General features: G+C 68.0%; 15 protein-coding genes and 1 pseudogene. 14 read left to right on the plus strand and 2 right to left on the minus strand.

The annotated features are described in order from the left end of the window. Positions 1-265: 265 nt before the first annotated feature. From CKW39_RS09915 to eno, 6 genes are all read left to right on the plus strand, one after another. The gene (locus tag CKW39_RS09915) at positions 266-772 is read left to right on the plus strand and encodes a universal stress protein (RefSeq protein WP_076693227.1); all 507 of its coding nucleotides are present in this window, start codon (positions 266-268) and stop codon (positions 770-772) included. 5 nt (positions 773-777) lie between these two features. Next, positions 778-1,515, plus strand: coding sequence for a 2,3-diphosphoglycerate-dependent phosphoglycerate mutase (locus CKW39_RS09920; protein ID WP_063718739.1), 738 nt, complete (start codon positions 778-780; stop codon positions 1,513-1,515). Then, the gene (locus tag CKW39_RS09925; protein ID WP_002854165.1) at positions 1,512-2,015 is read left to right on the plus strand and encodes a CrcB family protein; all 504 of its coding nucleotides are present in this window, start codon (positions 1,512-1,514) and stop codon (positions 2,013-2,015) included. The genes CKW39_RS09920 and CKW39_RS09925 overlap by 4 nt, the downstream gene beginning before the upstream one ends. Then, the gene (locus tag CKW39_RS09930) at positions 2,012-2,383 is read left to right on the plus strand and encodes a CrcB family protein (RefSeq protein WP_002854166.1); all 372 of its coding nucleotides are present in this window, start codon (positions 2,012-2,014) and stop codon (positions 2,381-2,383) included. Before CKW39_RS09925 ends, CKW39_RS09930 begins: the two co-directional genes overlap by 4 nt. A 47-nt stretch (positions 2,384-2,430) precedes the next feature. Further along, on the plus strand, positions 2,431-2,916 hold the full coding sequence (locus tag CKW39_RS09935; RefSeq protein ID WP_095797976.1) for an inorganic diphosphatase: 486 nt from the start codon (positions 2,431-2,433) through the stop codon (positions 2,914-2,916). A gap of 142 nt (positions 2,917-3,058) precedes the next feature. Next, positions 3,059-4,393 carry a phosphopyruvate hydratase gene (gene eno / locus CKW39_RS09940; protein WP_082687493.1) on the plus strand — a complete coding sequence of 445 codons (1,335 nt, stop codon included), beginning with the start codon at positions 3,059-3,061 and terminating at the stop codon, positions 4,391-4,393. On the opposite strand, the gene CKW39_RS09945 is transcribed toward eno, so the two are convergent. Continuing rightward, complete coding sequence (locus CKW39_RS09945) at positions 4,378-5,376, minus strand: LysR family transcriptional regulator (protein WP_254049361.1); 999 nt, start codon at positions 5,374-5,376, stop codon at positions 4,378-4,380. The two genes, eno and CKW39_RS09945, sit on opposite strands and share 16 nt — an antisense overlap. Here CKW39_RS09945 and CKW39_RS09950 point away from each other — a divergent pair. From CKW39_RS09950 to CKW39_RS09960, 3 genes and pseudogenes are all read left to right on the plus strand, one after another. Next, positions 5,375-6,532, plus strand: a complete 1,158-nt coding sequence (locus tag CKW39_RS09950; RefSeq protein ID WP_095797977.1) for a TDT family transporter — start codon at positions 5,375-5,377, stop codon at positions 6,530-6,532. The genes CKW39_RS09945 and CKW39_RS09950 overlap by 2 nt on opposite strands. Further along, entirely contained in the window at positions 6,529-7,113 is a 585-nt protein-coding gene (locus CKW39_RS09955) for a uracil-DNA glycosylase family protein (protein ID WP_076693228.1), read from the plus strand. Before CKW39_RS09950 ends, CKW39_RS09955 begins: the two co-directional genes overlap by 4 nt. A gap of 140 nt (positions 7,114-7,253) precedes the next feature. Further along, positions 7,254-7,670 (plus strand): annotated as a pseudogene (locus CKW39_RS09960) (recombinase family protein); the annotation flags it as partial. Positions 7,671-7,681: 11 nt separating this feature from the next. On the opposite strand, the gene CKW39_RS09965 reads toward CKW39_RS09960, so the two are convergent. Continuing rightward, a protein-coding gene (locus CKW39_RS09965; protein ID WP_095797978.1) for an IS3 family transposase occupies positions 7,682-8,847 on the minus strand; the annotation gives its coding sequence in 2 pieces (ribosomal slippage) (positions 7,682-8,560 and positions 8,563-8,847; 1,164 coding nt in all). Here CKW39_RS09965 and CKW39_RS15870 point away from each other — a divergent pair. The 5 genes from CKW39_RS15870 (at position 8,846) to CKW39_RS09990 (ending at position 12,479) form a co-directional block, all read left to right on the plus strand. Further along, positions 8,846-9,127, plus strand: coding sequence for a helix-turn-helix domain-containing protein (locus CKW39_RS15870; protein ID WP_256382225.1), 282 nt, complete (start codon positions 8,846-8,848; stop codon positions 9,125-9,127). The genes CKW39_RS09965 and CKW39_RS15870 overlap by 2 nt on opposite strands. Before the next feature lie 6 nt (positions 9,128-9,133). Beyond that, positions 9,134-10,528, plus strand: a complete 1,395-nt coding sequence (locus tag CKW39_RS09975; protein WP_002857201.1) for a Mu transposase C-terminal domain-containing protein — start codon at positions 9,134-9,136, stop codon at positions 10,526-10,528. Then, a complete protein-coding gene (locus tag CKW39_RS09980) occupies positions 10,525-11,337 on the plus strand; it encodes an AAA family ATPase (RefSeq protein ID WP_095797979.1) in 813 nt (270 codons plus the stop codon). The genes CKW39_RS09975 and CKW39_RS09980 overlap by 4 nt, the downstream gene beginning before the upstream one ends. Positions 11,338-11,520: 183 nt before the next feature. Beyond that, positions 11,521-11,880 carry a helix-turn-helix transcriptional regulator gene (locus CKW39_RS09985; protein WP_006590980.1) on the plus strand — a complete coding sequence of 120 codons (360 nt, stop codon included), beginning with the start codon at positions 11,521-11,523 and terminating at the stop codon, positions 11,878-11,880. Further along, positions 11,877-12,479: a cadmium resistance transporter gene (locus CKW39_RS09990; RefSeq protein WP_062949375.1), complete on the plus strand. Its 603-nt coding sequence runs from the start codon at positions 11,877-11,879 to the stop codon at positions 12,477-12,479. The genes CKW39_RS09985 and CKW39_RS09990 overlap by 4 nt, the downstream gene beginning before the upstream one ends. Positions 12,480-12,624 lie beyond the last annotated feature (145 nt).

Below are 12,624 nucleotides of genomic sequence, written 5' to 3' on the forward strand. Positions count from 1 at the left end.
TCACCGGACGGGTCTTACGGGACAGCCTGTGAGCAGCTCCGCTCAGTGTCGCCCTTCAAGCTTCTCTCCCTGTCGTCCCGCGTCACGAAGCGGACCGGTTCTCGAGGTGCGGAAGATCGTCGGTGCGGGCATGGGGTGGTGGGTGCATACTGGTGGTGTCTTCGGACCCGGCAGTGGGGCTTGCCGGACCCAACCTCGACACTCGTCGACAACAGTCCCTATCTCAGCTGGTTGCGCTTCTGTGCGCCTGAGGTAGGGAGATGTCATGGTCGAGTCGAGCACTGCCGGTGTTGTCGTGGTCGGTGTGCAGTCCGGGCAGGGGCACGACGTCGTCGGTGTCGCGGCTGCCGTCGCTGAACGCTTCAGCGCCCGCCTGGTGTGTGTGGTCGTCGATCCGGCGCTGCTGTCAGCGGGGGTGCGTGCGGACGGGTCGGAGATCATCGAACCGATCGACCCGGACACGGCGGACAGCGACCCGCAGCAGCTCCCCGACGAAGACATGCGGGTCATCAGAGATCTTGCTGCGGCGCGATCGGTCGACGTGGACTTCGTCTCCCGCGTCGGGGACCCGAGTCACGCACTCGCTGCGGTGGCTGAGGAACGTGACGCGGTGATGATCGTCGTCGGATCCCAGGCTGGCCGACGCCGGATAGCGGAACTGCTCACCGGGTCCGTCGCCGCGCACCTGACGCATCAGCAGCACCGGCCGATACTGGTCGTCCCGCACGACCCGGTCGGCGCCACCGTCCTCCTCCCGTCGGAAGCCCCGTGACGGGCATGCTGACGCTCCTGCGGCATGGGGAGAGCACCGCGAACGAAGCCGGCACCTTCACCGGGCTCCTCGACGTCCCGCTCACGCACCGCGGCGAACGGCAAGCATCCGCAGCCGGACAGCTCCTCCGGTCGAACCACATCACGCCGGACGTCGTGGTCACCTCCACATTGCGCCGTGCCGTCCGCACCGCCGAACTGGTCTGCGACGCCCTCGGGACACAGCTGCCCACGGAAGCGGTGTGGCAGCTCAACGAACGCAACTACGGTGCCCTGACCGGGATGACGAAGACCGACGCCCGTCGGATGCTCGGTGACGACGAGTACGTGCGGCTCCGCAGGTCCCGTACCGGCACACCGCCACCGATGTCGCTGCACCTGTGGGAGGAACTGCGGTCGAGCTCCGCGCTGCGCGGCCTGCCCGACGGCGCCCTCCGACGCACCGAGGCACTCTCGGACGTCATCAAGCGGGTCCGCCCCGTCTTGCACGACCGGCTCCTGCCGATGGTGCGGTCAGGGCGGAGCGTCCTCGTCGTCGCGCACGGGAACTCGCTCCGCGCACTCTGCGCATGCATCGACGACCTCACCGACCCGGAGCTCGAGCAGCTCAACCTGCCGACCGGGCAACCCGTGCAGTACCACCTCGCCCCGACGGGTGCTCTCGTCCCGCGGGGTGGGGCGTTCCTGGATCCGGTAGCAGCACAGCACGCCGCGGCGCTGGTCGCGGCAGAAGGCGGAACATGACCACCCGAACGGACACCCCGATGCCCGACGACCAGCTCCCTCCCGACCCGGACGTCGACGTGTCCGACCCGGCAACGACCATGCGGCCGGTGCATCTGCGGTGGCGGTACGTCGGCCTCGTCGCCGTCGGTGGGGCCGGCGGTACTGCCCTCCGCGACGTCATCAGTAGCGTGCTCCCTGCCGATGGCGGGGTGAGTTGGTCGATCTTCTGGATCAACATCACCGGGGCGCTGGCCCTCGGTGTGCTGTTGGAAGCGCTCGCGCACCGTGGGCCCGATGCCGGTCGCCGGAGGGTGCTGCGGCTGCTCCTCGGGACAGGGGTCCTCGGCGGGTTCACCACCTACAGCACCCTCGCCGAGTCCACCGCCGCCCTGTTCCTCGACGGCCACGGCCTCGCTGGCACCGGCTACGCGCTCCTCACTGTCCTATCCGGCGCGATCGCGACCGCCTGCGGTCTCGTCGTCGCCGGCTGGTTCCGTCCCCGAACGGAGGAAGCATGAACGCCGCCCTCATCGTCGTCGTCGCCCTCGGTGGCGGTGCCGGCGCTGCCGGTCGGTTCCTCCTCGACGGGCTGATCAACACCGGCCGGGAGTTCCGGCTCCCCGTCGGCACGCTGACGATCAACATCACCGGGTCGCTGCTGCTGGGGATCATCGTCGGCGCCGCCACGCACCTCGGCGCGGTGCCGGTCGCGGTCCTCGGCACCGGGGTGATGGGCGGCTACACCACGTTCAGCACCGCCAGCTTCGAAACCGTCCGCCTCGCCCGCAGCGGACGGATCACCGCCGCCGCGATCAACGGTCTCGGAATGCTCGTCGTCTCCGTCGCCGCCGCGACCGCCGGCATCCTCCTCGGCGGCACCCTGTGACCACCCCACTCACTGACCACACACCCGCTCCAGCACCGGAGGTACCCATGCTGTTCGACGTCACGATCGAGATTCCCCGCGGCAGCGGCAACAAGTACGAGGTCGACCACACCACCGGCCGGATCCGGCTCGACCGGGCGGTGTTCACCAGCATGGTGTTCCCCCAGGACTACGGCTCCATCGACAACACCCTCGGCGATGACGGCGACCCCCTCGACGCCCTGGTGCTCCTGCCCCGTCCCACGTTCCCCGGCGTCGTCATCACGGTCCGGCCGGTCGGGATGCTGCGCATGGTCGACGAGAACGGCGGCGACGACGAGATCCTCACCGTTCCCGCTGGCGACGACCGCTTCGCGCAGCTGCGGGACATCACCGATGTGCCGGAACACACGCTGGCGGAGATCGAGCACTTCTTCGCCCACTACAAGGAGATCGAGCACGGCAAGCACGTCACCACCAACGGGTGGGCCGACCGTGCTGCTGCCGAAGCCGTCATCCGCACCGCACAGAACGCCCACACCCGACACCCGTGACCCACGGGTCCACAGACTGCCGCGGGGAGGCACTGGCGCTGAGTGATCGCCAGCAGGTCGTCCCTCCGCCTCCCCGCGGCTTCCCCTTCCAACCACAGACCAGCTCGACGCATGACCCGAACCGAACCGAAGGAGCGTCACCATGAACGACTACATCAGCGGCATCCACCACCACGGAGCCCATCAGGGTGAGTACGTCACCCACCACGACCACCCCGTCACCATCGACGCCGTCCACGGCGCCCGCATCCTCGACTCCCGCGGCTACCCGACCGTCCGCGTGTCCCTCGAGCTCGACGACGGCCGCACCGTCACCGGGGACGCCCCCGCGGGCGCATCCACCGGCGCCCACGAAGCCGTCGAGCTCCGCGACGGCGGTTCCGCGTTCGGCGGCCGCGACGTCACCCAGGCGCTCCACCTGATCGACACCGACATCTCAGGGCTCCTCACCGGCCGGTCGTGGTCGGCGATCGGGCAGATCGACGCCGCCCTTGCCGAACTCGACGGCACCACCGGGTACCGCCGGCTCGGCGCGAACAGCGTTGTCGCCACCTCGATCGCCGCATCCAGGGCCCTCGCCCATGCCGCGGACCTCCCGCTCTGGCAGTGGATCGCTGAGATCACCGGCTCGACGCCGCGGATGCCGGTCCCGCACTTCAACGTCCTCAACGGCGGCGCGCACGCAGCGAACGAGCTGGACTTCCAGGAGTTCATGATCGCTCCCGTCAACGCAGGCTCGATGGCAGACGCCGTCCGAATCGGCGCAGACGTGTACCACGCTCTCGCGGCGCTGGTTCGGGACCGGTTCGGCAGCCTCGGCCTCGGCGACGAGGGCGGTTTCGCACCGTCGATCGCTGCGCCCGAGGAAGCGCTCGACCTGCTCGTCGACGCGATCCGTACCGCCGGCTACGAGCCGGGCGTCGATCAGGTGGCGATCGCGCTCGATCCGGCCGCGAACGAGTTCTCCCAGGGCGACGGCTCCTACCGGGTGCTCAACGACAGCCTCGACCGGGACGGGCTGGTCGACTACTACCGGCACCTCATCGACACGTATCCGATCCGGAGCATCGAAGACGGGTTCGCGGAAGACGACCATGAGGGGTTCCGCCGCATGCAAGCGGCGCTCGGCGACCGGATCCAGATCGTCGGCGACGACCTCTACGTCACCGACCCACAGCGGATCCGCGACGGCGGCGAGCAGCAGCTGACGAACGCGGCACTGATCAAGCCGAACCAGATCGGGACCGTCTCCCAGACCCTCGGCGCGATCGCCACCGCCAAGAGCATCGGGATGGCCAGCATGGTCTCCCACCGTTCTGGGGAGACCACGGACACGTTCATCGCGGACCTCGTTGTCGGGACCGGCACCGGGCAGATCAAGTCCGGCGCACCCGGCCGCGGGGAACGCGTCGCGAAGTACAACCGGCTCACCGAGATCGCCGAGCAGCACCCGGAGCTGCCCTACGGACTGATCTGACCACCGGTACTCGAGCTGCGAGCAGTGTCCAGGAACGCCGTCACAGCGGGCCCCGGGCGGCCTGACCAGATCGCTCGCAGCGGCCGGATCAGTGGCGGGCCGAGCAGTAGCGCCCGGACGAGGGCACCGTCTTCGAGGTCAGTGTCGACGGTGCGGAGACTCATCACCGCGGGCGCGATGCCCGCTCGAGCGTTGGCGCGGATGATGCCAGTCGTTTCCAGCACTGCAGCCGGCGGGACCAGGGTCAGACCCGCGTCGTCGAGCCACGCTTCGACCGTGGAGCGGGTGCCGGACCCTTCCTCACGGAGCAGCAGGGGCGTCTCCGCGAGGTCATCCGAGGTGATGGCCGAAGCGCTTGCCCAAGGATGGTGCGGGGCGACGACGACCACGAGTTCGTCCTCATCGACCACCAACGATGAGAGGCCAATCGGCGCAGCAGGAGTCTCCGTGAACCCGACGTCGGCAGCGCCGGAACGGACGAGGTCGGTCACGTCGGCGGAGTTCCCCGCGATCAAACGCACCGACGCATCCGGCGTGGCAGCACGGTGGGTGAGCAGCCATCCGGGCAGCAGGAGTTCGGCGATCGTCTGCGACGCTGCGATCACGAGGGATCCCGCCGGTTCCCGCAGCGCGGCGACGCCTGCTTCAAGCCGCCGGGAGGCCTCCAACACCGGGACGGCGAGACCGAGCACCACCCGGCCGGCGTCGGTCAGCGCGGTCCCGGATGCCGTCCGGTGCGCCAGCGGCTGACCGGTCGCCTGCTCCGCGGCACGCAAGCGCGCAGACACCGCCTGCTGTGTCACCCCCAACACCTCGGCCGCGCGGGTCAACGACCCGGTCTCCGCGACGCGGACGAGGACCTCGAGGGTGTCGAGGTCCAGGATCCGGTCCGTCAACCGCCGCAGTGCCACAAGCAACCATTGTGCCCTGCCAACGAGTCCGCCGTTCCCGAACCACGGGGCACACGCGCACGATGGGTGCATGTCCGCTCACCTCGCCCACGCACCCGCAGCCTCTGAGCACGGTGTGCGCGACCGGCGGCTGTTCCGGGAGCTGGAGCGGCCCGGCCTGATCGTGTCGAACCTGACCCCGAACTGGTTCGCGTCGATCATGGGGACCGGGATCGTCGCCGTCGCGGCCGCGTCGTTACCGCTGCAGTTCCCCGGTCTGCGCACGGCGGCGACGGTCGTCTGGGCGATCGCGGCGGTCCTGCTCGTCGCCCTCACCATCGCGACGGTCCTGCACTGGGTCCGCTACCGGAGCACCGCAGCGAAGCACCACCTCAACCCGGTGATTTCCCACTTCTACGGCGCACCGCCCATGGCGTTCCTCACCGTCGGCGCCGGCACGATCCTCCTCGGCAAGGACTGGATCGGCCTCCCCGCCGCCGTCACCGTCGACTGGGTCCTCTGGACCATCGGCACCATCGGCGGCCTGCTCACCGCGGTCCTGGTGCCGTACCTGGCGTTCACCCGCCACGAGAACACGCCCGAATCCGCGTTCGGCGGCTGGCTGATGCCGATCTACCCGCCGATGGTGTCCGCCTCGACCGGTGCGCTCCTCCTGCCGTATGCCCCCGCCGGGCAGGCACGGGAGACCCTGCTGTGGTCCTGCTACGGCTTCTTCGGCCTCAGCCTCATCACGTCCCTGGTCGTCATTACGCTGATCTGGAACCGTCTCGCGCAACACAAGGTCGGTGCCGCCGGTATGGTGCCGACCCTGTGGATCGTCCTCGGACCGGTCGGACAGTCCATCACCGCGGTAAACCTCCTCGCATCGAACGCCCCCGCCGTCGTCGACGCGTCGACCGCCCACGCACTGCTGGTCGTGGCGCTGGTGTACGGGTTCGCGATGCTCGGCTTCGCGCTGCTGTGGACCGTCATCGCCCTCGCCATCACCATCCGCACCGCCCGCGAACACCTGCCGTTCAGCCTGACCTGGTGGTCATTCACGTTCCCCGTCGGCACCTGCGTCACCGGCCTGAACGGCCTGGCCCTGCACTCCGGACTCACCGTCGTCGCCGTCCTCGCAGTCGTCTACTACGTGGGCCTCGTCGCCGCGTGGATCACCGTTGCCGTCCGCACCTTCCACGGCTCCGTCATCCGCGGCACACTCCTCGCACCACCACAGCCGGCATGAGCACCCCCGACGAACTCGCGGACGAGGTCGCGGACGTTCGATCCCTGAACGCCCTCGCCGAGGCATGGCGCACCGCACCCGACGGTTCACGGCGGTTCGTCCCGAACTTCGACCCGAGATCCGGCGGCACATCCAGCCGCGTCCTGGTCCTCATGCAGTCGCCCGGCCCCCAGACGATCGCCGCAGCGCACACGGCGATCTGCAGCGAGGACAACCCGGGCCCGACCGCGGCCGCGTTCCGCGCAGCCCGCATCGAGTCCGGACTCGCACGCAACGACTACCTCCGCTGGAACCTCATCCCGTGGGAGATTCTCGGCCGCGTCCGACCTGTGGACATCGACGAGGGGCGACACGCCCTCGAAACTCTGCTCAAGGTGCTCCCCGTGCTCGATGCCATCGTCACGTACGGTACCGCCGCCCTCGACGGAGTCATGCGGCACCTCACCCTGGACGAGCACCCCCGACTCGTACCCGTCATCGCGGCACCACACCCCTCTCCGGCCAACGGCCGCCATCGCGCGGAACAACAACGACGTTCCGTCCAAGCGCTCCGGCTCGCGGCGCTGACTCACCGGCTGTAGCAAATACGAACGACTCCGCTACAACTGCCCGTGCCGACGGTTCGGCAGCGTGTGAGGCGGCGTGTCTTGTAACGGAACCCAATCCCGGAATCTACGTGCCGCCACTACCCCTCCTGGTCGAGTTTCGCTACGTTCTCTCCATGGGTCACCTCCTCGGGTACGCGCGCGTGTCCACCACCGACCAGGACGCGTCGCTACAGATCGACGCGCTGGGCGCCGCCGGCTGCTACCGCGTGTTCGTCGACACCATGTCCGGGTCGCTGCAACACCGGCCCGAGCTCGACAAGCTCCTCGACCAGCTCCGCCCCGGCGACACTCTCGTCGTCTGGCGACTCGACCAGCTCGGTCGATCCATCCGGCACCTCATCGACCAGCTGCACGCACTCGCCGAACGCGGCATCGGGTTCCGGTCGCTGCAGGAGACCATTGACACCACCTCACCCGGTGGCCGGCTTGTGTTCCACGTCTTCGCTGCGCTGGCGGAGTTCGAACGGGACCTCATCAAGGAACGCACCAACGCCGGCCTCGCCGCCGCCGGGACTGATGCACGAGTAGGTGTCAGCTGGGGTTAGGCCGCCAGGCTGACGGTCTGGTTCATGATGGTCTCGAATTCGATGGGGGTCAATCGACCCAGGCGCGTTTGTCGTCGGCGTCGATGGTAGGTCCGCTCGATCCAGGTGATGATCGCGATCCGCAGCTCCTCTCGAGTCCGCCACCGCTTGCGGTCCAGGACGTTCTTCTGGAGCAGCGCGAAGAACGACTCCATCGCTGCGTTGTCCCCGGCGGCACCGACTTTCCCCATCGATCCGATGAGGTGATGCCGGTTCAGAGCGTGCACGAACTTCCGTGACCTGAACTGGCTTCCGCGGTCCGAGTGCACGATGCAGCCGGCAGTGTCACGACGCCGAAATACCGCGTTGTCCAGGGCATTTACTGCGAGACGCGCTTTCATCCGGTCGCTGATGGAGTAGCCCACGATCCGTCCGGAGAACACGTCCTTGATCGCGCAGAGATAGAGCTTGCCCTCGTCGGTCCAGTGCTCGGTGATGTCGGTCAGCCACAGCTCGTTGACGTCATCCGCGGTGAAGTCCCGCTTCACAAGGTCGTCATGGACGGGCGGTCCCGGGCGCTTCCCGTTCTTGCCGCGCCTCTTCCCGAACGCCGCCCACCACTGGTTGTCCCGGCAGATCCGCCACGCAGTCCGCTCGCACATCCGCTGACCCACGGACTCCATTTCGCCGGCGAGGAACCGGTAGCCGAACTCGGGATCATCCAGGTGGGCGTCGAACAGCGCGTTCGCCCGATAGGCCTCGACCAACTCGGACTCGGTGACCTGCTGTTTCCTCCAGCGGTAGTAAGGCTGGCGGGAGAGCTTCAGGACCCGCAAGGACACCGCGACAGGGATCCCGTCACCGGCGAGCTCGCTCACGAGCGGGTAGAGCCTTTTCCCGGCAGGTTCGCCTGGGAGAGGTAGGCGGCCGCGCGGCGGAGGACCTCGTTCTCCTGCTCGAGCAGTCGGTTCCGGCGACGCAGATCGCGCAGCTCGGTCGATTCCTCCCGGGTCTTGCCGGGCCGGGCACCGTCTTCGACATCGGCCTGACGCATCCAGTTCGTCAGGCACGACTCGGAGATCCCGAAGTCCTTCGCGATCACGGCGAGCTTCTGGCCAGGTTCACGGTTCCTGGCGACGCGGACGACGTCGTCACGGAACTCCTGCGGATAGGGAGCAGGCATGGTCCACATCCTTCCCTGCAACGCTCCACAGCGCCACAGCCGATGTGACACCTACCCGTGCATCAGTCCCGCCCGAGCCCGCGGCAGAACCGGCGGCCGACCATCTCGGCTCTCCGCGGACCAGGTGCGCACCGCACGCCGGCTCTACGAACAGCAGGACATGACCGTCGCGCAGATCGGCGATGTCCTCGGCGTCAGCCGCACCACCATCTACCGGACGCTCGCGAAGCACGCCGAACCCGTCGCCCGCCGACGCGCAAAGCCCTCACCGACGATGTAGCCGGTCATGGACGCGAGCGAGCGGTGGCGAATCCTTCGACTGCACGTCGAGGACGCAATCCCGCTTGCCACTCTGGCCCGCAGCACGGGCGTCACCGAGCGCACCCTGCAACGCTGGCTCGCCCGCTACCGGACAGGCGGATACGCCGCCCTCGCCGACGACGCTCGCGCCGACCATGGCGTCCGACGCACAGCACCGGAACTCGTCCGCCTGGTCGAAGGGCTTGCGCTCACCAAGCCGCGGCCGTCGATCGCCACCATTCACCGTCAGGTTGGCGTCCACTGCGCTGAACGGGGACTGCCGTCGCCGTCGTACTCCGCCGTGCGGTCGATCGTGAACGGGCTCGATCCCGGAATGGTGACGCTCGCACTCGAGGGGCCAGCGTCATACCGTGACAAACACGAGCTGCTGCTCCGACGTCGCGCGGACCGCCCGAACGCGATCTGGCAGGCGGACCACACGATGCTTGACCTGCTCATCGTCGGGCCCAACGGCAAGCCCGCACGGCCGTGGTTGACGGTGATCCTCGACGACTACTCCCGCGCGATCTGCGGGTACATGGTGTTCCTCGGTGCCCCGTCAGCGGCGAACACCGCGCTCGCGCTGCGCCAAGCGATCTGGCACAAGCCGGAACCGGACTGGCCCGTCTGCGGGATCCCGGACGTGCTCTACACGGACCACGGGTCCGACTTCACCAGCCATCGTCTCGGCGACACCGCCGCTGTGCTGCACCTCCGCATCATCCACTCGCAGGTCGCCCGGCCCCAGGGGCGCGGGAAGATCGAGCGGTTCTTCGGCACGATCAACACCGAACTGCTCCCAACGCTCCCCGGCCATTTCGCAGCCGGATCCTCGGCGCCGACGCCGGCGCTGGATCTCGGCGGCGTCGACAGTGCCATCAGCACGTTCATCCGCAGCTACAACGCCCGCACCCACCGCGAGCTCCGGACGAGCCCACTGCACGCGTGGATTGCAGACGGGTGGCTGCCACGGCTCCCGGAGTCCCTTGAACAGCTCGACGGGTTCCTGCTCACCGTCCCCACGACGCGGGTCGTGCAGCGCGATGGCATCCACTTCGAGGGCCTCCGCTACACCGCGGCCACTCTCGCGCCGTTCGTCGGTAGCACCGTGAGTGTCCGGTACGACCCACGCGACGTCACCGAGATCCGCGTCTTCCACCGCGACGTGTTCCTCTGCACCGCGATCAGCACCGAGCACCAGACCGAGACGATCAGCCTCAAGCAGATCCAAGCCGCCAGGAACGCTCACCGCCGGGCTTTACGCGGGCAGATCCACGAACGCATCGCGATCGTCAATCCCAAACTCGACGACACCACCACACCGGCAGCCGTCGAGACGGATCGGCCGCGACTGAAGACCTACGAGGAGGACCGGTCATGACGAGCCAGTTCATCGGCACCAAGGAGCACCGCCGGTTCGCAGAGTTTGCCGACGCGGTCCGGAAGCAGAACACCATCGGCGTCTGCTTCGGGCCCGCCGGCGTCGGCAAGACCCTCTCAGCGCGCCGCTACGCGCACTGGGACAGCATCGGCCCGTTCATCGCCAGGTGGGCCGCACGCAGTGAAGACGACACCAAGATCTATGCCGCGGCCCACCGCGCCCGGACCGTCTTCTACACGCCCGAGGTCTCCGCGACGATGCGCGCCCTGCAAGAGGACCTCCGGCACGACATGATCCGCACCGAACGCTGCATCGAGGAACACCTCGTCCTCCACGGCGGCCACGTCGACCACGCGCACGGCCCCAACCCGTCACTGCTCGAGCTGATCATCATCGATGAGTCCGAACGCCTCACCGGCAACGCCATCGAGTGGCTCCGCGACCAGTACGACCGAACAGGCATCGCGATGATCCTGATCGGCATGCCCGGCATCGAGAAGCAGTTCACTCACTACCCACAGCTCTACAGCCGACTCGGGTTCGCCCACCAGTACCGCCCCCTCGGCCACGACGAGCTGCTGTTCGTCCTCGAACGTCAATGGCGCAAGCTCGGCAAGACCCTCGACCCCGACGACTTCACTGACGCGCAAGCCATCGCCGCCGTCGAACGCATCACCCGCGGCAACTTCCGTCTCCTCGAACGTCTCCTCCCACAGATTCAACGTGTCCTGAAGATCAACGAGCTCGACGTCATCACCAACGACGTCGTCGAAGCCGCCCGCAGCACCCTCGTCATCGGCACCACCTAACCCGACACGGAACGCAGCGAAAACCGCGACACAGAGCGAAGCTGCTCACAGACAGCCCGCCAGGCGTGCCGTCGTTCCTCTCGATCAGTAGCGGTGGTGTCCGGTGAGGGTTCCCCTTACGGGCATGCGATCTGGGCTGACGCCTGTGACCGAGTGGTCAGTGCGCGCTGTATAGTTCAGTCCATGCTGACTATTGCTTCGCGTCTCGACGTGATGAACCGCCTGGGTCGTGCACTGGCCGACCCCACTCGATCCCGGATCATCTTGACCCTGCTCGACCATCCCGCTTACCCGGCGGAACTGGCCCGAGATCTGGACCTGACACGCCCGAACGTGTCCAACCACCTGGCATGCCTGCGCGATTGCGGGATCGTCGTCTCCGAGCCCGAGGGTCGTCGGACACGATATGAGATCGCCGATTCGCACCTGGCGCAGGCGCTGACGGCACTGGTCGATGCCACCCTGGCAGTGGACGAAGACGCCCCGTGCATCGATCCCGCCTGCTCGCTTCCCGGATGCGACGCAGCTGGGGAGGGCGCATGATCCTCACCTCGGTCTTGCAGGCGATGGGCCTGTTCGCAGCGACCAACATCGACGACATCATCGTGCTCTCCCTCTTCTTCGCGCGAGGGGCAGGCCAGCGCGGCACTACCGCCCGCATTCTGGCCGGCCAGTACCTCGGATTCGCCGGCATCCTCGGTGCCGCGGTCCTGGTGACCATCGGCGCCGGAGCATTCCTGCCCTCGGCAGCCATCCCGTACTTCGGTCTCATCCCTCTGGGCCTCGGCCTCTGGGCCGCATGGCAGGCCTGGCGCGGAGACGATGACGACGATGACGACGAGGCCAAGGTTGCCGGCAAGAAGGTCGGCGTGTGGACCGTCGCAGGCGTCACCCTTGCCAACGGCGGCGACAACATCGGCGTCTACACCCCTGTCTTCCTCAGCGTGGAACCTCTCGCAGCAGTCGCCTACTGCATCGTCTTCCTCGCGCTCGTCGCGGTCCTGGTGGCCCTGGCAAAGTTCGTCGCCACCCGCCCCCCGATCGCCGAAGTGCTCGAACGCTGGGAGCACATCCTCTTCCCCATCGTTCTCATCGGCCTCGGCATCGTGATCCTCGTCAGCGGCGGAGCCTTCGGACTCTGACGTAGCGGCAGCGATCCAAACGGCCCCGACCGGGCGCACCCCTCTCGGTTCAGACCGCGACACCTACCTGCAGCCAGTCCTGCGTGATCGCGGCAACAAGACCGCCACGGAGCGCTGCAAAAAACCCCGCCACCAAGCGAACGAA

The sequence above is a fragment of the Kocuria sp. WRN011 genome (assembly GCF_002295155.1).
GTDB lineage: Bacteria > Actinomycetota > Actinomycetes > Actinomycetales > Micrococcaceae > Kocuria > Kocuria carniphila.